This is a genomic window from Psychrobacter pulmonis (assembly GCF_904846465.1).
Classification (GTDB): Bacteria; Pseudomonadota; Gammaproteobacteria; order Pseudomonadales; family Moraxellaceae; genus Psychrobacter; species Psychrobacter faecalis.
Genome location: NZ_CAJHAT010000002.1, coordinates 617259 through 637371 on the forward strand (window position 1 = coordinate 617259; position 20113 = coordinate 637371).

Genomic DNA, 20113 nt, shown 5'->3' on the forward strand with positions numbered 1-20113 from the left:
AGGACAGTTCTCACATGGCGTTATCACTACAAAAAGACAAGATCCGGTTTTTATTGCTTGAAGGTCTACATGACAATGCGTTAAAAGTATTGGAAGGGGCTGGTTACCATAACATCGAGAATATCAGTCACGCCCTAGATCAAGATGAGCTGATCGAAAAGATTAAAGATGCTCACTTCATCGGTATCCGCTCGCGCACGCAGCTGACGCGTGAAGTCCTTGAGCACGCCCACAAGCTGATCGGTATTGGCTGTTTTTGTATCGGTACCAACCAAGTCGACTTGGACGCCGCTCGTGATTTGGGTATTCCTGTCTTTAACGCCCCATATTCGAATACTCGTTCGGTCGCTGAGTTGGTGCTTGCCGAAGCCATCATGCTATATCGCGGTATCCCTGAAAAAAATGCCACTGTCCATCGCGGTGGTTGGGGCAAATCTGCGACCAACTCCCATGAAGTACGTGGTAAGACGATCGGTATCGTCGGTTACGGCTCTATTGGCTCGCAATTGTCGGTATTGGCTGAAAGCTTTGGCATGAAAGTCATCTATCATGATGTCGTGACCAAATTGCCACTCGGTAACGCCGTCCAAGTTGGTAGCTTAGAAGAGTTATTATCAACCGCTGATATCGTTACCTTGCATGTGCCTGATGTTCCAAGCACGCGCTATATGATGAAAGCTGAGCAATTTGCGCATATGAAAGATGGCAGCTACTTTATCAACGCCGCTCGCGGCACCTGCGTTGAGATTGATGATTTGGCAGCAGCCCTTGAGTCAGGTAAAATCTTGGGCGCAGCGATTGACGTGTTCCCAAAAGAGCCAAAATCAGCAGATGAAGAGTTTGAGTCACCACTGCGTAAATTTGACAACGTTATCTTGACGCCGCATATCGGTGGTTCAACCCAAGAAGCCCAAGCAAATATCGGTCTTGAAGTTGCCGATAAGTTTGTTCGTTACTCTGACCAAGGTGATACCGCAACAGCCGTAAACTTCCCAGAAGTTTCTGTACCGTTTAAAGAAGGCACGCATCGTCTGCTGCATATCCACAAAAACGTTCCAGGCGTATTGTCACAGATTAACCGCCTGTTCGCCGAAGCGCATATCAATATTTTAGCGCAAAGTCTCATGACCGAAGGTGACGTTGGCTATCTAGTGATGGACGTAGATTACAACGATTCACGCGCCGCTCTAGATCAGCTAAAGGATGTTGAAGAAACCATTCGCGTACGTATCTTGTTTTAATAGATTATTCATAACGCTTAAGACTTACGGTATAAAGATACGTTTAACGTCTTAAAGTAAGTTAAATGAAATAGCAGATGGCCTTGGTGGTTGTCTGCTATTTTTTTATATTGGGTATCGTTATAAGTAGTAGAGATTTGGTTTGCTTTGCTTTGCTTTGCTTGATTTTGCTGCGTTAGCGACCTTCGACCATAATAGTGCTACAAAAGTCCTAATGAGTGAGCAGGTTGAGGCTGGGTAATATTGAATGAGAAAAACCACTGAACCATTTAAGACAAGACCATGCAAAATAAAATGTCGACAACAAACTTTAAAACAATGATGCGACAATTCAACAATGGCTTAAATTATGACTACCACATTTTATACGATTGGACATTCGACCCGTAGCCTTGATGAGCTGATTGAGATGCTTCAAGCAGCCAGTATCGAACTGCTCATCGATGTGCGCAGCTTTCCGCGTTCTCGTACCAACCCTGTTTTTAATATCGATACTTTTCCGCAAGCACTCAGTCAAGTTGGCATCAGTTATCAGCACTGCGCTGACCTTGGCGGGCGACGTCCGAAACAAAAGCAAGTTGATGAACAGATTAATGATCTATGGCGCGTGCAAGCTTTTCATAACTATGCGGATTATGCGTTAAGTGATACTTTTCAAGCCGCCCTCGATCAACTCATTCAACTCGGGAAAAAACAGCGTCTTACCCTTATGTGTTCTGAAGCAGTATGGTGGCGTTGCCATCGGCGTATCATTACCGATTATTTACTGCTTAGAGGCTATAGGGTAGAGCATATTATGGGCGTTGGCCGCTTAGATCCTGCTAAGCCAACACCTGGGGCTGAGCTAAATAGTCAAGACCAAGTAATTTATCCGGCGGTATAAAAAAACGGTCAAAAAAAGAGACGCTGTTGGCCTCTTTTTTTACAACTCTTATTTAACAAGCCTTATTTAACAACTCTTATTTAACAAGCCTTATTTAACAAGCCTTATTTAATAAGCCTTAACGCCGTTAAGCTTTGGCTTTATTGGCGGCTTCCGCTTGACGGCGAGCTTCAATCTTAGCTGCTTTACGCTTCTCAATCACGTCAATCACATCGCTACCGATATGCGCCTCACCACGTTTTTTAGCCAGCTGCATTTGGTGCTCGCGCTCACGAAAACGCGCTTTTTGTTCTACGGTTGCTTTATCGATACAGTGCGGGCACGACTCGCCTTTAACATAGGCAGCGCTTTGCATATCATCTTGAGTAATTGGCATGCGGCAAGCAAAACATTGCTCGTAGTTGCCTTTCTCTAAATTGTGATTGACCGAGACACGGTTGTCAAAGACGAAGCAATCGCCTTGCCACATGGACTCGCTGGCTGGAATTTCTTCTAAATATTTTAAGATACCGCCTTCTAAATGATAGACCTCTTCAAAGCCTTGCTCGCGCATAAATGCTGTCGATTTCTCACAGCGGATGCCGCCAGTACAGAACATCGCAACTTTTTTATGTTTCGCTGGGTCAAGTTCTTTTGCCACATACTCTGGAAACTCACGGAAAGTTTCAGTATTTGGATTGACCGCGTTTTGAAAAGTACCGATTTGTACTTCGTAATCGTTACGGGTATCAATCAAAATAACGTCAGGGTCTGAGATAAGCGCATTCCATTCGCTTGGCTTTACGTAGCGACCAACCGATTGTAATGGGTCGATATTCTCCACGCCCATAGTGACGATTTCTTTTTTTAGCTTCACTTTAGTGCGATAAAAAGGCTGGGCATCGGTATACGACTCTTTAAAAGTAAAGCTGCCGATGGCTTCGATACTGCGCAAATAATCTAAGACGTTATCAATACCTTGGCGGTTACCAGAAATCGTGCCGTTAATACCTTCGCTGGCGATTAATAACGTGCCTTTGACGTCATTCTCTAGCATGGTGTTCAAGATTGGTTCACGATATTGCTCAAAATCGGCAAAGCGGGTGAACTTATAAAGGGCGGCAACCACGATATTGTTGATGACGCTATCGTATTCGGTGGCGTGGGTTGACGCTTGTACGTCAGTTGTTTGTGAGGTAATCATGTGTTTCTCCTGCTGGCTAGGTCGCAAACCTAGTGCATTGGTTTAAGTATGTAGATTAGCTATAACACTAGCGCAATTGTGGAATTGGCTAATGCGGGCGTAGTTTAACAAATTTTAAAAAGGTTTTGGAGGTTTTATCCTCCTATAATTTCATCGAAATATGACAGATCATAAAAATGGCAAATAAAAAAGCCCAGTATGATACTGAGCTTTTTTATATTTACTGTGTAAAGTCTAAATTAGAGTTTACTTACTTTGGAACCAAGTATCGGCTTTGCTACGCGCGCTAGCGATGTCAGCACTTGATAAGTTCAATGCCAATTGACCGATTTTACCGCGTGCTTTATTGCGGACTTTTTCATCCAGCATGCCATCACGAGCAGCCAAGTCATACCATTTATAAGCATCGACCAGATTTTTTTGCTTTTCATCGAGCAGGGCAAGCGTATAGCTGGCACGGTTATCGCCACGCATAGCGGCTTTTTCTAACCATAGACGCGCTTGTTGCAAGTTAGGTTGAACGCCTTCACCGCGCAAGTACATGATGGCAAGATTCAACTGAGCAGGGGCAACGCCTTGCTGAGCGGCTTTGGTATACCACTGGATAGCTTGCTGGGTGTTTTGGGCGACGCCTTCACCTTTTTGCAAACGCTTGGCTAAGTAAAACTGGGCGTGATTGTTACCTTGGGCAGCGCTGGCAGACAGCTCACTGATAGGCATTAGCTCGAAACGTGAGGTATCAAGTGGCACGTTTGATATTAACTCAGCGTTGGCAAGGCCCGCACAAGAAAACAAGGCAGTAAACAACGCAGCTTTTAATAATTTCATAGCAGCTCCAAAATTAGGCAGTTAATAAGCAAAAGAAAAAGTTGCACCGCTAAAATGGTCTCGCTTGAGACAGTTAGGCGGCGATAACAATTAGGTGAAATTTTGCGCTACCTTCTTACCTAATCATTAGCAATAACATTTATAGATTTAATGGTCGTTACCTCGAATCGAGCCGATAGACGGTTAAAAAATCCGATAAACGGTCGTATATGGGGTATGACTGACACTATTTCGCTAGCTTAACACCCAAACTTACGAAACTCAAATACTAATTACACGATTTAATGCCTATTTATACCTCGCGGTCCTCAATAAAATCATAGAGTTACTTAAGTGTAAGAATAAATTAACATTCTATTAAGGTTAACATTATTACCTTTTTACTTAAATTTTCGTTAATAATAAGCGTATAAACCTCACTACTAAGCAGGTTTTTGTTTGGTGACCCGATAAATAGCGACGTCTGCGAGCAGATTGGGCGCTTGTCTGATTAATGCGGTCATCAGTGGCTTATACCCTTTATCAGAATCACTGACCGCAAAGCGATTAATGATATGAATATCATGCTGCGCGCACAGCTGCTCAAAATCTTTAAAGGTACACAAGTGAATGTTTGGAGTGTTATACCACTCATAAGGCAGGGCTTCTGAAACCGGCATCAACCCCTTTAAGCCTAAATGCAGGCGGTTTTGCCAATGGGCAAAGTTAGGGAAGGTAATGACGGCTTCGCGGGCGACGCGTAGCATATCGAGCAGCAATATATCAGGCGCTTTTACCGCTTGCAGGGCGCGCGCCATAACCACGGTATCAAAGCTATTATCGGCAAAACGACTTAAGCCATCATTGAGATCTTGCTCGACGATGGATAAGCCTTTAGTAATCGCCTCATTGATTTTGTCTTCGTCAATCTCAAGTCCGTAACCGGTGACGCCTAGATTTTGCTGTAAATGCGCGAGCAACTCGCCATTCCCGCAGCCTAAATCCAGCACATGCGAGTGCGGCGCTATCCAACGCTCAGCCAATTGATGATCCATTCTCATGAGCGTGCTCCTTTGGCTTTCAAGCGATTGGCAATAAATGGTGCAGTCAAAAAGCCTTTAACAGCACCCATATAACGTGGAATATCAAATAAAAACGAATCATGACCGTGCGGGGCGTCGACATTGATATAGCTGACTGGTTTGCCAGTTGCCATCAGCGCATCGACAATCTCTTGTGAGCGCTCGGGCGCAAAACGCCAGTCGGTGGTAAATGACACCACCAAATACTGACACTGCGTATGAGCAAAGGCAGCTTTTAGGGCGTTCAGCTCTTTTGCATTGGCTACATTGACGTTGTCAGCAGTAGCAATATCCGCGCTACTGTTTACCGTTTCCTCAAGCTCGTTTTCGGTAGAATCGGCTTTTACTGCTGCGGCGAGGGAGGTTTCTAGCTCTGCTGCTGCCGGATAATCACGCGTCGGGTCAAAATAATCTAACGCTTTGGTCATGAGCAAGTAAGTATTGGCATCGAAGTTTTCGCTAAAGCGTTCGCCTTGATAGCGCAAATAGCTCTCAACCTGAAACTCGACATCGTAGCCATACATAAACTTGCCAGATTTTAAATCACGGCCAAATTTCGCTTTCATCGCATCATCGGTCAAGTAGGTGATATGACCGACCATGCGTGCAAGAATCAGCCCACGCCGAGGATAAGTACCCGCATGCAAATAGCGTCCGTCTTTAAAATCAGGGTCGGATAATATCGACTGGCGCGCGACTTCATTAAAGGCAATGTTTTGCGCAGAAAGCTTTGGCGTACTGGCTATGACCACGCAGCGTTTTAAGCGTTCTGGATAATCGACCGACCATTGCATGGCTTGCATGCCGCCCATTGAGCCACCGACAATGGCATGCCAAACCTCAATACCCAAGCGGTCTGAGAGCATGGCTTGGGTTTTTACCCAATCTTTAATGGTGACAAGGGGGAAGTCAGGGCCATAAACCTGCGCTTCACCTTCATCGCTTAGACTATCTGGATTGATAGTCGTTGGACCGGTAGAGCCAAAGCAGCTGCCGATATTATTGACGCAAACCACAAAAAACTGATTGGTATCGATGGCTTTATTAGGGCCAATCATATTGTCCCACCAGCCTGCTTTTTTATCGTCGTCACTATGGAAGCCTGCCGCATGATGGCTACCTGATAAGGCATGACAAATCAAAATGGCGTTTGATTTGTCGCTATTGAGCGTGCCATAAGTTTCAAAGATTAAATCGAATGAGGGTAGGGTGCGATTGCATTCTAAGGTCAATGGCTCAGCGAAATGAAAAGTCTGCGGCGTGACGAGGCCAACTGAGCCTACCAAATCGATAGAATCGGTCGTATTAGCAGAATGATTGGTGGAATGCTCACTGGTACTATCAGAACGTGCGCTCAAAGCTACCTCACAAAACAACAGTTACAGTTATGGATAAAAAAATGGTCATGGATAAAAAACGGTTATAAATAAAACAAACCTAGAATGGCGACAGTAATGGTCTAACTACTTTCTTATTATAAGCTTGTCTATTGTATGGCGATGCGCCTAGGAGTACAACCTTGATAGGCAGTCTTTCAAGCAAAGTATCAGTAGCTGCGGTATTAACGGTATGGCAATTCTAAATATCAAGCGTTTCGCCCTGCGTTTTTGGTGGATAAAATGCTACACTGATGATAAGTATCAGCCTTTTTATTTAACCATTATTTGGTATGTGATTGACTATCGTCTGCTTAGTATATTTTGATAATTGCTAAGTACGGTTAATTAAGACTTAATAGTACTATTGCTAAATAAATGGCTAAAATATATGAATTTTGAAGTACCCTTTAGCTGATTAAAGCCTATAACTTTGCCATAACATAATCCAATAATAGATAATGCCCTTATGAAACCTCAATTGCCGCCCCGTATTGCCGTCTTATTAGTCAACCTAGGTACGCCAGATGAGCCGACCGCGCCCGCCGTCCGTCGTTATCTAAAACAGTTTTTGTCCGACCCACGCGTGATTGAAATCCCTCAATTCTTATGGGCGATTATCCTAAATCTGTTTGTTCTACCAAGTCGCCCAAAACGTGTAGCAAAAGCCTATGCCAGTATTTGGGAAGGCGATTCGCCCATTCGCAAAATATTAAACAGCCAAGTTGAGCTGCTCGAGCCGCGCTTGGCAAATAGCGTGGCGCCATTTCGTGTTTCTGTACATGCAGCGATGAGCTATGGCAATCCGGGTTTGCCTGACGTGATGGATACACTAAAAAGCGAGGGCGTTGACCATTTTGTTATCTTGCCATTATTTCCGCAGTATTCGGCATCGTCTGGCGGTGCCGTCTATGATGCCTTGACCAAATGGACGCTAAAGCAACGTAACTTGCCAAACTATAGCATTGTCAAAGATTACTTTGCGCATCCGCTGTATATTCAAGCATTGGCTAACTCGATTCGCCGCTTTCAAGCCGAGCATGGCAAGCCTGAAAAGTTGATGTTTAGCTTTCACGGGATTCCGCAGCCTTATGCCGATAAAGGCGATCCGTACCCAAGACGCTGCAAATGTACCGCCGCGCAAGTGGCGCACGAACTTGGTCTACAAGATGACGAGTGGATTATCAGCTTTCAGTCGCGCTTTGGTAAGCAAGAATGGGTCAAGCCGTATACCGATGTAGTATTAGAAGATTGGGGTAAATCTGGGGTACGTTCGGTACAAGTGATTAGTCCGGCGTTTTCAGCAGATTGCTTAGAAACACTGGAAGAATTGGCAATCGAAAACCGTGATAATTTCTTAAATGCAGGCGGGCAAGAGTATCATTATATTCCAGCATTAAACCTTGATGAGGCGCATATTGATTTGCTTGAAGCACTCAGTTTGCCGTTGGTTAAAGGCTGGGCTGATACACTCGATGGCTGGGTTTAATAGTTTTCTTAAATCAAAAAAATACCGGACATAATGTTCGGTATTTTTTTCTAAATTATTTGCTATTTCATTAAGGTACAATTTCTAAAAATTGTCATCATTAGAAACTTTAGCCGCATCTCTGTCTGCGATATCGACGATGTCAGGATAATCTTTATCGTCTAAATTGTCCTCAACCAACACCTCATCAATCCGAGCTTCATCGATATTTTGGCGATGTATCGGCGTCAGTCCTTGGGTGGCATGTGTGCCGACTTCAGAATTATTAAATCCTGCGCTATTGTCGATGACATCGTCGTCATCAAAGGTATGCAGCATAGGATTGTTTAAATCAATCTCTTGGCTACCGTCTTCATTATCATCAATGCTGCTATCGCCTTCGATATGGTCCATTTCTTCTGGTAATGGGGTTTTTGAATTGTCCATGGTTATGTCCTCATTATAGTTATAATTACGATTAAACGGGTTGTTTATAATTATCAAAATTATGCTTATCAGTTTGCCGCGTTATAATCGCAACTAATAGTGATGAGGTGTCACAGGATGTGCAAAAAATGTAAGGAGAGATAAAAAACGGCTGCCATTACGAGTTAAGTGGGCAGCCATAAAAAGGTTTTAGCGTTAACTATTTTTTTTAAAACTGTTTTAGAACCATTAACCTATGAATTGGCATTGCAAGGTTGGTGATGATTTGGCTGATATAAAGCAGGGCTTTCAAAATCGCTCATTTGAAACCGCCACAAGTAAATCAAGGCAATCGCATAAACACTGGTTTCTGCAATTTCTTCGACCATTTCTCCGATGCTTTCAGGGATTAGGATGGCGTTTTCACCCATATACTCTAACAATGCCAGTGCAACTACAGTGAGATATAGGGATAGTGGTACCTTTTTTAATACAGCCCATAGATAACGCCAGCTATAGGTCAAAAAACCCACAATGAGTAGATAGACCGTTAATAGTACAGCGTCTTCCCACCAATCATAAGAATGGTTCAAAAATGAAAAATTACTGGGAATAAAGAGTTCAGGCACGTAGTTTAATTCACGACGTATCACAGCAAAAAACACTAATACGGATGCCAACCAAAAATATTGACCCAGTTTGAGCTGACTTTGTTTCATATATTGAGCACAGCGAAATATGCAGGCGAATATCATAATGATACCTGGTAGTTCGATGACGCTATCTGAATGTAAAATGGAACGCTCCTAGTATTAAAAACAAAAAAGTGAGCGCGAAGGCTCACTTTATATCGTAAATTACCGCGTAAAAACCAATATTTAAAGCATTAACAGGTAAAAACCAAGCGGTAAAAAAACAATCTAACGTAGACTTATTATACTGCGAAGAAAAGCTTACGGCTATTAGCATTTATAAACGCTATCGTTTAGGCTTTTCTTTTATTTCAGTCATTAATGCGCTTCGTCCCAATTGCTACCAATATCGGTTTCAACCAATAACGGTACGGCGAAGTCCACATTCCAGCCTTTTGCAACAGCCGTTGTGGTCAGGACATCCTGCATAGCGTCGGTGATCAGCTGACGAATACTATCGACCTTATCGCTATCGACTTCAAACACCAGTTCATCATGGACTTGCAGCAGCATTTTTGCGTGCTCTTTTGGCAATACTTTATCGACCGCTATCATCGCAAGCTTGATTAAATCCGCCGCTGAGCCTTGTAGTGGGGCATTAATTGCTGCACGTTCAGCGCCTTGCTTGACCATACGATTGCTATGATTGATATCAGGCGTATAAAGCTTACGACCTAATATTGTCTCAACATAACCTTTTTCATAAGCGCTGGCACGAGTATTAATCATATAGTCTTTGACACTTGGATAACGCTCGAAGTACATATCGATATAATCTTGCGCCTCGCCGCGGCTCATCTGTAGCTGTTTAGCCAGACCAAAAGCGCTCATACCATAGAGCAGACCAAAGTTAATGGCTTTAGCATTGCGGCGCTCAGTGGCGCTGACCGCTTCAACGGCTTTGCCTAAGACTTCAGCAGCCGTTGCCGTGTGGATATCTAAGCCTTCGTTAAAGGCGCGGGTTAAGTTTTCATCGCCTGAAAAATGCGCCATCAGACGTAGCTCAATTTGTGAGTAATCCGCGGCTAAAATCACTCGACCTTCTGGGGCAATAAACGCTTGGCGAATCAAACGCCCGGTCGCGGTACGAATAGGAATGTTTTGTAAGTTAGGATCGGTTGAAGATAAGCGTCCGGTGCTGGTCAATGCTTGATGGTAGCTGGTATGCACGCGGTCAGTCTCGCTATCTGCGACATTATCGAGTGCATCGGTATAGGTGCTTTTAAGCTTTGATAAGCCGCGATATTCAAGGACAATTTCTACCAACGGGTGGTCAATCTTTGACAATACCGCTTCGCCAGTTGAGTATTGACCTGACTTGGTTTTTTTACCGCCCGCAACGCCTAGCTTTTCAAACAGCATCTCACCGAGCTGTTTTGGTGAGCCAAGATTAAATGCTTCACCAGCGACTTCATAAGCGCGTTTTTCAAGTGCAATGATTTCTTCGTCGAAACGTTTGGATAGCTCGTTTAAAAACGGGCGCTTGATTAAAATGCCATTTGCTTCCATCTGGCAGAGTATCTCAGCCGTTGGAATCTCTAACTCGTGTAGCAGCTTGGCATTGTTTTCATCTGCCGCCAGTTTTTCGCTAAATAACTCAAACAGCTGATAGGTAATGTCGGCATCTTCACAGGCATAATCGCTGGCCAAATCAATGGCAACTTGGTCAAAACCTACTTGCTTGGCGCCTTTACCAGCGACATCTTCGAAGCTGATGGTTTGGGTTTGTAAATAATGGCGCGCCAAATCATCCATACCGTGGCGAGTAGCGGCTGCGTTAATCACATAGCTGGCAAGCATGGTATCCATCGCCCAGTTATTAGGTTTGGCATGAATACTGCCTAATAGATCGATATCATAAAAGCTAAGAATATGGGCATCATATTTTAAATGTTGACCGATTTTACCAATGTTTGGATTTTCTAAGATGGGTTTTAAGCGCGTCAAAACCATATTGCGGTCAAGCTGTTTGGTAGTCAGCTCATCGCCTTCTAGACTATGAGTTAATGGCACATAATAAGCTTCATGGGCTTTTACCGCAAAAGACAAGCCAACCAATTCAGCCTGACGCCAATAAACGCTGGTGGTTTCGGTATCAATGACAAAATGCGGTGCAGATTCTAATAATGTAACCAAGCTATCAAAAGCAGGTTCATCTAAAACCGTGTGCCACGCTTTATCATGAGTTTTACTGTCTTTGATATTATCGTTAATACTTGATTGTAGAGATTTGGCGATTTGTGCTTGCGATTCGGCATCTGCTTGACTGTCGGCAACGCTTTGCGCGCCATTCCCATTAGCATTGGCTGGATGATTGGGATGGTCGAGTGATGCCAACTCATTTCTAAATTCAAGCTCGCTATAGAGCGCGCGTAGCTCATCGATATGAGCGCACGGGTCGGTATTGATTTTTAAATCTCGCCAATCTTGACCAATTTCTAAATCAGTGACGATGGTTGCTAATTGCGCATTAAAGGGAATGTCGTCGGCATATTCGACCAGATTTTTGCCAGCGCGTCCTTTGATATTGGCGACGTTTTTGAGCATGTTATCAATGTTGCCGTATTCGTTAAGCAAGTCTTTGGCGGTTTTTTTACCGATACCGGGTACGCCTTTGATACCATCAGAGGAGTCGCCCATCAGCGTTAAAAAGTCAATCATTTGATTAGGATTAATGCCAAATTTTTCCACTACGCCTGCGCTATCAGTGACTTTACCGGTAAAGCTGTCTTCTAGTATCACGCAGTCATTAATCAGCTGCATCATATCTTTATCACCGGTCGAGATAACCACATGATGACCTTCGGCAACGGCGCGATGGGCTAGAGTGCCAATAATATCGTCTGCTTCCGCGCCTTCGATACGCAATAGTGGAATCCCTAGCGCCACCACCAAACTATGAATATAAGGAATCTGCTCGGCAAGCTCCACATCCATTTTTGGTCGATTGGCTTTATATTCTTCTGACATGGCATGACGAAAAGTCGGTGATTTGGTATCAAAACAAACCGCCATATGGGTTGGATGATAACGGCGCATCAGTTTTAATAACGCATTTAACGTCCCACGTATGGCGTTGGTGACCAGCCCTTGAGAGTTTTGCATGGTCTTTGGCAAGGCATGATAGGTGCGAAATAAATAATAAGAACCGTCGACTAAAATAAAAGGCGGCTGCTCTTTATTGACATGGCTAGTATCCATGGTCGCTACATTTGGCATGGTGGCAAAGTTTGGTAGCGTATTGGGATTAATGGGCGAGTGCGAGTTGTGATCGTTGTCGGTCATAGAAAGTCACTTATTATTTATTAGGTATAATCAAAAATGAGAAAAAAGATAACCCATTATAACGATAAAAGCGTCGCGTGCCGAATGGCTTAAAAGTTAAGATGTGTACGACCCAAAACGATAGCCAATAAAAAAAGAACCCAGACCAGCTGAGTTCTTTTATCAGTTTTCTTCTGACTAATTAATATTTTTTATAAGAGTTATTTTACTTCTGACGTCACTTCACTATCGATATTGCCATGGGTGGCTTTCGAATATGGGCAGACTTTATTGGCTTTTTCGACCAGTTTTTGAAATTCGTCGGCCGATAGTTCTGTATTTTCACCGATTACATGGATTTTTGCTGCCAATTTAAAGTCCAAACCTTCGCCTTTCATTAGATCTACTGATACTTCGGTAGTCGAGTCAAATTTTGCTTTTTCTTCGCCTTTGACCGCTGCCAGTGCGCCATCAAAACAAGCAGCATAACCCATAGCAAATAACTGCTCTGGATTGTTACCGTCTTTACCAGAACCCGGTGCGACCATGTTAATGGTCAAATCACTATCTTTTAGACTCGCATTACCAGTACGACCGCCAGTAACGGTAGCTTGTGTAGAATACAATGTTTTCATAACATATCCTTTGTTGTTGGTTTTTATAATTAAATGATCTATCTACTATGTGACCTTCCTTAAAAGGCGATTTTACATAGTAGCTCCTTAGATTAGCACAGTGAGCAACGTTGAACGTATCGCGCAAGTTTAGAAATGGTAACTTGCTAAAATGTCTAATCGGAGTTTTCTAAAACCACAATAGTAGGATTTTGATATATAAATAACGATACTATTAATGTAAACTAATCACAAAAAGTATTTTACTAACATATTACAGTAACCAAAGTAGCTAAAAAGCGTCTAATCATAAGGACATTGTTTAATGAATGCCTCGCTAAATAAATGGATTTTATTACCAAGTATCGTCTCTCTAATGGCACTTGCGCTCAGCGGCTGCGAAGAAGAGGACGTGTTTTTTGGCGTAGGCAGTAGCAATAATATAACGCTAACGAGATTTGCTGATAGCTATGACAGTAAAGCCAATGCGACTGCGATTGCGCGCATCGATGAAACCTACCGTACCGGTAATTATGAGATTAAAACCAGAAATCTTGTCAATAACTACAGCAATCAAAGTTTAAATACTTTAGACAAAACGGTACTAGCCGATAAGTTCGAAGGACGATTGGAACACAAAAATATTGAAGTCAGTGGGCGCACGGTCAAACGACCTATTTATGAAAAAAACAGCAATAACAAGTTCAATTATCAAACCACTTATAAAACCTTAGATTTATCAGATGTGAAAGCGGATAGTTATAATGCAGGCGTTACGTTAAGCGACAGTCGCGGCATTATGACGGCCTTAAATCACTATTCTAAGCTGCCAACCAATTTAGCGTTTCCAGCAGGCTCGGTTTGCTATATTCCCGTCGTCAGCAGCGAGCGTAAATTTTTAGCCTTTAACGAAAAAGACAAAACAGGATACTCGTCGCTTGATAAATGGATTGAAGCAGCCGAAGCGCGTTTTAGTGATGATAGAAAGCCTAGAACTACCAAGGTTGGTTATGGCGTAGATAACAAGCAACAAGCGGCGCAAGTGGTGTTTTTTGAGTATAAAGACCAACCAGCTTATCAGTATAATGGGGTTGAATATAGTAAAGATATTTATGAAGCGGATTATGTGGCCAAAGGTAGTAGCAATCCAAATACCAACAGCTTTCGCGGTGTGGTCGATTGCACGATTGTCAATGATGTCGCCGCTGACTTTTTAGAAAGAGAAATCAAGCGTTATTATTAAGAATGGCTAAGGTTTAAAGATAACTCAAAATAAAAAGTCACTAAAGATAAAAAAACACTTTCTATTTGGTTAGCAGAGAGTGTTTTTTTATGCGCTAATTCTGCAAGCAAACGCTAAATCCGCTACAATACGCCCATTATTTATCCTATTTATTTAGCGTGATTTCTAAATCACACAACCGTTGAAGCCGAAATTATGAGCGTAGATCCAAAGAAATTAAGCAAAGAAGTCGCCAAACGCCGCACCTTTGCTATTATCTCGCATCCCGATGCGGGTAAGACCACCATGACCGAAAAGCTACTGCTATGGGGTCAAGCGATTCAGGTGGTTGGTGAAGTAAAAGGCCGCAAAACTGACCGTCATGCGACCTCTGACTGGATGAGTATGGAGCAGGAGCGTGGTATTTCTATCACCACTTCGGTCATGCAGTTTCCTTATAAAGACCATATGGTCAACCTGCTAGACACCCCGGGTCACGCCGATTTTAGTGAAGATACGTATCGTACTCTGACCGCGGTAGACAGTGCGCTGATGATGGTCGATGGCGCAAAAGGTGTCGAAGAGCGGACCATCAAGTTGATGGAAGTTTGCCGAATGCGTGATACGCCCATCATCTCATTTGTTAATAAACTTGACCGTCAGATTCGCGAGCCGCTTGAGCTACTCAGCGAAATCGAAGCAGTATTAAAGATTAAATGTATTCCGGTCACGTGGCCGATTGGTATGGGGCAAGATTTCGTTGGTGTTTATCATTTAACCGAAAATAAAACTTACCTATATGAAAAAGGTCATGGCGGCGAGATGACCGTCTCTGAGACGCGCGAAGGCTACGATTATCCTGATATCCGTGAGCGCTTGGGCAAGCTGATGTTTGATTCTTTTGAAGAGTCGCTTGAGCTGGTACAAATGGCGCTCGAAGACTTTGAGGTCGATGCGTTTTTAAAAGGTGAGATGACGCCTGTATTGTTCGGGACGGCACTGGGTAACTTTGGCGTCAACATGGTACTTGATACCTTGATTAAATATGCACCGCCGCCAAAATCGCATCCGACCAATGAGCGCGAAGTCGCCGCAACCGAAACCGAATTTAGCGGTTTTGTGTTTAAGATTCAGGCCAATATGGATCCGCGTCACCGTGACCGCATTGCTTTTTTGCGCGTGTGCTCTGGTAAATATGAAAAAGGCATGAAAATGAAGCACGTGCGCTTGGGTAAAGACGTGCGTATTGCCGATGCTTTGACTTTCCTTGCAGGTGACCGTGAAGCGTTAGAAGAAGCCTATCCAGGTGATATCATTGGCTTGCATAACCACGGGACGATTTCTATCGGTGACAGCTTTACCGAAGGCGAAGAATTAAACTTTACTGGTATTCCGCACTTTGCTCCTGAATTGTTCCGCCGTGTGGTGCTAAAAGACCCGCTTAAATCAAAAGCGCTGCAAAAAGGTTTACAGCAGTTAAGCGAAGAGGGCGCAACGCAGGTCTTTATGCCGCAGATTAATAACGATTTAATCTTAGGAGCGGTCGGTGTCCTACAGTTTGAAGTGGTCGCCCACCGTCTAAAAGAAGAATATAAAGTGCAATGTATCTTTGAGCCGGTATCGATTGCGACCGTACGCTGGATTCATTGTGATGATGAAGTGGCGCTGGCGAAATTTAAGAAAAAAGCCCACGACCAATTATCAATAGATGGTGGCGGTTATTTAACTTATCTCGCGCCATCTCGGGTGAACTTGCAGCTGATGCAAGACCGCTATCCTGAGATTACTTTTAGCAATACGCGCGAGCATTAAAATTAGCTTATGAATTCTTATTCTTACCTTTAAAAGACACGCTATCGTGTCTTTTTTATTACGAAAAATTTTGTCGCAGTCAAATATAAGTGCCCGCCTCAACATTAAGTACTCAAAAACACAAACAGTGCGCCTACAATACGGCGTAATAGTTACGGTAGAATATCAATAAACCTTATTTGTACGTGAAAGAGTCTATATGAAATCTACAACTGACATTCATAACAATAACTCAAGATTTACTAAACGATTTCCATCTCAGCACAGCGTGGGACGTCTGCTTACGTTGCTAAGTAGTGGCGTACTGTTTGGGGCTTTAAGCCTATCAGCGCAGGCGGGTAGCTTGATTAGTCATAGCGAATATTTAGAATATGAATTGCCTAAAAAAATACAGGAAAAATGTACGGCGCGTGATAATTGCCCAGATATTGAAGTGAAGTACCTTAAGACCAATCATGCTTGGATAAATAAGCTTGCCAATGCGCGTATTGATAATTTAGTGGTCAATAGTAAGCCAACGGAGTCCGCGCCCATCACCAAGAAAAGTAGCCCAGCCGAGGTCAAAGCTGCCATCGACGGTTTTGTTAGCGCGCAGTTTGCCGACTTACCGCAAGACAGCATTTTCGTCTATAACTTAATGGTGACGCCTGAATACTTAGGTCATGTGAATGATTTTGAGCTGTTTGAAATAAACTCTTATGTCTTCACTGGTGGCGCTCATGGTATGCCATATAGCGAGTATTTGATATTTGACCAAAAAACTGAGAAACAAATTCAGTTAGCAGATATGCTACAGCCTAACAAAAAATCAAAATTTAAAGCTTTAGCTTATGATGCTTATAAAGATTGGGTAAAAACGGTCGATGAAGATGCGGCAAGCTATGAGAAAAACTGGCCATTTACCTTAAGTGAGAACGTAACCTTAACTGATAAAGGGATTGATATTCGTTATCAGCATTATGCTATTAGTCCCTATGCTTATGGCATGCCGGTACTTAGTATTCCTTATAGTAAGCTTAACGGTATCATCAAACCTCGATTTATAGCTAAATAATAATTTCATAAATTCAACACAGTACTAAACTCAGCATTTAATAAAGACTATTGGATATTTAAAAATAAGGAGTGATACCATGACAAACCATACAGAAAATGCCCATACGCCAGTGACAACAGAAGGTGCAACTTGGCAACTTAATGCCCTAACCGAAGCACTAGGCGATCTGACCTTGAGCGTCAGTGACAGCCTGTCTGTTGGACGCGGTAGCGATAATGACGTGGTACTCGGTAGCAAGCAAATGTCGCGCAATCACGCGGTCTTGAGCGTGTTAAATGGGGAGCTATACGTTAAGGACTTAGAGTCATCGAACGGCACTTTTATCAATGAGCAGCGGATTGAGGGCAATAAATCTCAGCGCCTTGATGCCAATGATACGCTAGGCTTTGCAAGTTTTGACTTTCAGGTAAGTGCGCCCGTTGCTGAGACCTTAGATAATGAACAAGCTGCTCCAGCTGTGTCGGATGAGCCAGTATTAAGCACGAACGCTGTTACGAGTGCGGAAACAATATCTACGGCTAGTGATAGTGAATCTGGCGTTGTAGCGCCAGTCGTTAGCGAAGCAGCAGATAAAAAGCCAACAATTGAAGAAACTAGTATTCAAGAACCCATCGTTAAAGAAACTGTTGCTGCAGAGCCTGTAATTAACGAGCCTATAATCAACGAACTTATTGCCAAAGAGCCAGTCATCAAGGAAACTGGAATCGATGAGGTATTGTCAGTAGCTGATAATAATGAACCATCAACTTCAACTAGCACACCAGTTGTCGATAAACCAGCACCGAGTGCGATTCGTCAGGCTCAATATGACAGCGATGCTGCAGCGCATGATAAGACCACGACGACCACCTTGCAAGAAGAAGCGGATCCTGACGTCCTACGCGCTAAGCAAGCCGCTACCGCCCAGTTTTCGGGCACGGCCAATTTGGGTCAGCCGCGCGACCTTGGTACATCAGGTAATAATGCCATGGATCAAGCGCTTAATAATCCTGCCAATGCGGGACAAGCCGAGAAAAAACCGAGTGGTGGCTGGTTTATCTGGGTATTTATTGCTATTTTAATCATTGGCCTCGCGCTATGGTTGTTTAATAAAGGCAGCATGTAAGAGTTCTATCTTTATAAACTAAACGGCATTCTCAAAGAAATAAAGCAGTTGCTCGCTTATAAAAATGATGAATTTCATAAAAAACTATGCAATTTTTATAAAGCCATGCAATAAAGGCGGGCAGCTTATACTTTAAAGGATGTCTCATCAATTTAGCTTTAAAAATAGCGGCAAATTTAAGTTAGAAAAAATAGCAATACAATCAAGTGTTTGACAGCTTTTATGAAAATAAAGCTAAAAAAAATGAAAAAGAGCTTGCGTCTAGCAAAATATTTGATAGAATAGCCACCACTTTGAGAGAACAAGCCGACTTAGCTCAGTTGGTAGAGCAACTGACTTGTAATCAGTAGGTCGCCAGTTCGATCCCGGCAGTCGGCACCATCTCTTTCAAAGTCGCTTTTTATGAATTTACTTTCAATTGAAGTGATTTATATCAAGCAATCTAGGTGGGATTGGGGAGCGGTCAAACCCAACAGACTGTAAATCTGTCGCGAAAGCTTCGAAGGTTCGAATCCTTCTCCCACCACCATATTTGTTTTAAGTATGTCCTAGCGCCAAGCATACTCTTTATCTTGTACGACTCTTAATTAGAGTCAAATAATATAAGAGTAAATGCGGGTGTGGTATAATGGTAACACCTTAGCCTTCCAAGCTAATGACGCGGGTTCGATTCCCGCCACCCGCTCCATATATGCACCTTCGCAGCAACTATCAAACATCACGACAGTCGGTTATTAGCTGTATCGTGATATTTTTTTTAGTACAACCCATGGGTTGGCTACTGTAGTTTTTAAAAGCATGCTCATATAGCTCAGCGGTAGAGCACTCCCTTGGTAAGGGAGAGGTCTTGAGTTCAATTCTCAATATGAGCTCCATTTATTGTTCAAGCCTTGTCTATATGCTTTACTATTTTGATAAAGCATCATCTTCAGACGAGACAATGTATTTTACAAAATATTGTAGCAATATCGAATTATAAAATATTGAAAATTATAAATAGAGTGTGGCAGTTAATCATTTAAAGGTGACACTAAGGTGTTGCCTTTTAGTGCTGTCAGTAGGTTTATAAATCTAATTTTTAGCAATATCTATAAAAAGCTGTTTTGTCAATGCGCGCTAGCAACTAGCACAATATGCAAGCGATTGAAAAACAAGTATAATGCCCATATATAAACATGTGATTAAGCTAGTAAGCATCTTGAATACATTCATTTTAGTAGCTAAACCATAGCGTCAACGGTTTGATGGTTATTACGCATCATGAGCCGTCAAACAGCTATTTACCGATCTTTGATTGTTAAAGATTCATCAATAAAGAGGAAATACCCATGGCAAAGGCCAAGTTTGAACGCAGCAAGCCACACGTCAACGTCGGTACCATCGGACACGTTGACCACGGTAAAACAACCCTAACTGCCGCTATCGCAACCGTAGCTGCAATCACCTCTGGTGGCGAAGCCAAAGACTACGCCGCTATTGATAGCGCACCAGAAGAAAAAGCACGTGGCATCACCATCAACACCTCACACGTAGAATATGACACCCCAACCCGTCACTACGCTCACGTCGATTGCCCAGGTCACGCCGACTATGTTAAAAACATGATCACCGGTGCAGCCCAAATGGACGGCGCAATCCTAGTCGTATCAGCAACTGACGGCCCTATGCCACAAACCCGTGAGCACATCCTGCTATCACGTCAGGTTGGCGTACCGTACATCATCGTCTTCATGAACAAATGTGACCTTGTTGACGACGAAGAATTGCTTGAGCTAGTAGAAATGGAAGTTCGTGAACTTCTTAACGACTACGACTTCCCAGGCGACGACACCCCAATCGTAAAAGGTTCAGCTACCCAAGCCCTTAAAGGCGACGAAGGTC

The 20113-nt window shown here is 43.1% G+C and carries 16 protein-coding genes and 4 tRNA genes; 12 read left to right on the top strand and 8 right to left on the bottom strand.

Going from position 1 to position 20113, the window contains the following annotated elements; all coding sequences use genetic code 11:
• Positions 1 to 14: 14 nt before the first annotated feature.
• Both serA and JMX70_RS06350 read left to right on the top strand, forming a co-directional pair.
• Positions 15 to 1241, top strand: a complete 1227-nt coding sequence (gene serA / locus JMX70_RS06345; RefSeq protein WP_068404003.1) for a phosphoglycerate dehydrogenase — start codon at positions 15 to 17, stop codon at positions 1239 to 1241.
• A gap of 349 nt (positions 1242 to 1590) precedes the next feature.
• Entirely contained in the window at positions 1591 to 2124 is a 534-nt protein-coding gene (locus tag JMX70_RS06350; protein WP_201590541.1) for a DUF488 domain-containing protein, read from the top strand.
• A gap of 127 nt (positions 2125 to 2251) precedes the next feature.
• Here JMX70_RS06350 and trhO read toward each other — a convergent pair whose 3' ends face one another.
• From trhO to metX, 4 genes are all read right to left on the bottom strand, one after another.
• Positions 2252 to 3307 (bottom strand): oxygen-dependent tRNA uridine(34) hydroxylase TrhO, encoded by a 1056-nt coding sequence (gene trhO / locus JMX70_RS06355; RefSeq protein WP_201590544.1) that lies wholly within the window; start codon positions 3305 to 3307, stop codon positions 2252 to 2254.
• Between the two features lie 246 nt (positions 3308 to 3553).
• Positions 3554 to 4135 carry a tetratricopeptide repeat protein gene (locus JMX70_RS06360; protein WP_068404007.1) on the bottom strand — a complete coding sequence of 194 codons (582 nt, stop codon included), beginning with the start codon at positions 4133 to 4135 and terminating at the stop codon, positions 3554 to 3556.
• A 422-nt stretch (positions 4136 to 4557) separates the two neighbouring features.
• Entirely contained in the window at positions 4558 to 5175 is a 618-nt protein-coding gene (gene metW, locus JMX70_RS06365; protein ID WP_201590547.1) for a methionine biosynthesis protein MetW, read from the bottom strand.
• The gene (metX, locus tag JMX70_RS06370) at positions 5172 to 6488 is read right to left on the bottom strand and encodes a homoserine O-acetyltransferase MetX (RefSeq protein ID WP_201590631.1); all 1317 of its coding nucleotides are present in this window, start codon (positions 6486 to 6488) and stop codon (positions 5172 to 5174) included. Before metX ends, metW begins: the two co-directional genes overlap by 4 nt.
• A 553-nt stretch (positions 6489 to 7041) precedes the next feature.
• Between metX and hemH the strand changes: the two genes are divergently transcribed.
• Complete coding sequence (hemH, locus tag JMX70_RS06375; protein WP_191691086.1) at positions 7042 to 8061, top strand: ferrochelatase; 1020 nt, start codon at positions 7042 to 7044, stop codon at positions 8059 to 8061.
• An 84-nt stretch (positions 8062 to 8145) separates the two neighbouring features.
• Here the strand turns inward: hemH and JMX70_RS06380 are convergent, their stop codons facing one another.
• The 4 genes from JMX70_RS06380 to JMX70_RS06395 form a co-directional block, all read right to left on the bottom strand.
• Positions 8146 to 8487 carry a hypothetical protein gene (locus JMX70_RS06380; protein WP_201590552.1) on the bottom strand — a complete coding sequence of 114 codons (342 nt, stop codon included), beginning with the start codon at positions 8485 to 8487 and terminating at the stop codon, positions 8146 to 8148.
• A gap of 233 nt (positions 8488 to 8720) precedes the next feature.
• Positions 8721 to 9221 (bottom strand): hypothetical protein, encoded by a 501-nt coding sequence (locus tag JMX70_RS06385; protein ID WP_227671179.1) that lies wholly within the window; start codon positions 9219 to 9221, stop codon positions 8721 to 8723.
• 255 nt (positions 9222 to 9476) lie between these two features.
• Positions 9477 to 12443, bottom strand: coding sequence for a DNA polymerase I (gene polA / locus JMX70_RS06390; RefSeq protein ID WP_201590555.1), 2967 nt, complete (start codon positions 12441 to 12443; stop codon positions 9477 to 9479).
• 200 nt (positions 12444 to 12643) lie between these two features.
• Positions 12644 to 13057 carry an organic hydroperoxide resistance protein gene (locus JMX70_RS06395; RefSeq protein WP_144298045.1) on the bottom strand — a complete coding sequence of 138 codons (414 nt, stop codon included), beginning with the start codon at positions 13055 to 13057 and terminating at the stop codon, positions 12644 to 12646.
• A gap of 304 nt (positions 13058 to 13361) precedes the next feature.
• On the opposite strand from JMX70_RS06395, the gene JMX70_RS06400 reads away from it, so the two are divergent.
• The 9 genes from JMX70_RS06400 to JMX70_RS06440 all read left to right on the top strand — a co-directional run.
• Positions 13362 to 14279: a hypothetical protein gene (locus JMX70_RS06400; protein ID WP_201590559.1), complete on the top strand. Its 918-nt coding sequence runs from the start codon at positions 13362 to 13364 to the stop codon at positions 14277 to 14279.
• 195 nt (positions 14280 to 14474) lie between these two features.
• Positions 14475 to 16070, top strand: coding sequence for a peptide chain release factor 3 (locus JMX70_RS06405; RefSeq protein ID WP_068404019.1), 1596 nt, complete (start codon positions 14475 to 14477; stop codon positions 16068 to 16070).
• Positions 16071 to 16269: 199 nt separating this feature from the next.
• Positions 16270 to 17124 carry an RsiV family protein gene (locus tag JMX70_RS06410; RefSeq protein WP_201590562.1) on the top strand — a complete coding sequence of 285 codons (855 nt, stop codon included), beginning with the start codon at positions 16270 to 16272 and terminating at the stop codon, positions 17122 to 17124.
• Between the two features lie 79 nt (positions 17125 to 17203).
• The gene (locus JMX70_RS06415; protein ID WP_201590565.1) at positions 17204 to 18232 is read left to right on the top strand and encodes an FHA domain-containing protein; all 1029 of its coding nucleotides are present in this window, start codon (positions 17204 to 17206) and stop codon (positions 18230 to 18232) included.
• Between the two features lie 305 nt (positions 18233 to 18537).
• Positions 18538 to 18613 (top strand) — tRNA-Thr (locus JMX70_RS06420).
• A 64-nt stretch (positions 18614 to 18677) separates the two neighbouring features.
• Positions 18678 to 18761, top strand: a tRNA-Tyr gene (locus tag JMX70_RS06425).
• A gap of 85 nt (positions 18762 to 18846) precedes the next feature.
• Positions 18847 to 18920, top strand: a tRNA-Gly gene (locus tag JMX70_RS06430).
• Between the two features lie 112 nt (positions 18921 to 19032).
• Positions 19033 to 19107, top strand: a tRNA-Thr gene (locus tag JMX70_RS06435).
• A gap of 453 nt (positions 19108 to 19560) precedes the next feature.
• Positions 19561 to 20113, top strand: a 553-nt coding sequence (locus tag JMX70_RS06440; RefSeq protein WP_201590568.1) for a GTP-binding protein, incomplete at its 3' end; no start/stop codon positions are given.

Excerpts from the sequence above, each read along its gene's own strand:
- JMX70_RS06415 (WP_201590565.1), top strand. The coding sequence starts at position 17,204 with ATGACAAACCATACAGAAAATGCCCATACGCCAGTGACAACAGAAGGT.
- JMX70_RS06360 (WP_068404007.1), bottom strand. The coding sequence starts at position 4,135 with ATGAAATTATTAAAAGCTGCGTTGTTTACTGCCTTGTTTTCTTGTGCG.
- polA (WP_201590555.1), bottom strand. The coding sequence starts at position 12,443 with ATGACCGACAACGATCACAACTCGCACTCGCCCATTAATCCCAATACG.
- JMX70_RS06405 (WP_068404019.1), top strand. The coding sequence starts at position 14,475 with ATGAGCGTAGATCCAAAGAAATTAAGCAAAGAAGTCGCCAAACGCCGC.
- hemH (WP_191691086.1), top strand. The coding sequence starts at position 7,042 with ATGAAACCTCAATTGCCGCCCCGTATTGCCGTCTTATTAGTCAACCTA.
- JMX70_RS06400 (WP_201590559.1), top strand. The coding sequence starts at position 13,362 with ATGAATGCCTCGCTAAATAAATGGATTTTATTACCAAGTATCGTCTCT.
- trhO (WP_201590544.1), bottom strand. The coding sequence starts at position 3,307 with ATGATTACCTCACAAACAACTGACGTACAAGCGTCAACCCACGCCACC.
- JMX70_RS06350 (WP_201590541.1), top strand. The coding sequence starts at position 1,591 with ATGACTACCACATTTTATACGATTGGACATTCGACCCGTAGCCTTGAT.
- JMX70_RS06410 (WP_201590562.1), top strand. The coding sequence starts at position 16,270 with ATGAAATCTACAACTGACATTCATAACAATAACTCAAGATTTACTAAA.
- JMX70_RS06380 (WP_201590552.1), bottom strand. The coding sequence starts at position 8,487 with ATGGACAATTCAAAAACCCCATTACCAGAAGAAATGGACCATATCGAA.
- serA (WP_068404003.1), top strand. The coding sequence starts at position 15 with ATGGCGTTATCACTACAAAAAGACAAGATCCGGTTTTTATTGCTTGAA.
- JMX70_RS06385 (WP_227671179.1), bottom strand. The coding sequence starts at position 9,221 with ATGATATTCGCCTGCATATTTCGCTGTGCTCAATATATGAAACAAAGT.
- JMX70_RS06395 (WP_144298045.1), bottom strand. The coding sequence starts at position 13,057 with ATGAAAACATTGTATTCTACACAAGCTACCGTTACTGGCGGTCGTACT.
- metW (WP_201590547.1), bottom strand. The coding sequence starts at position 5,175 with ATGAGAATGGATCATCAATTGGCTGAGCGTTGGATAGCGCCGCACTCG.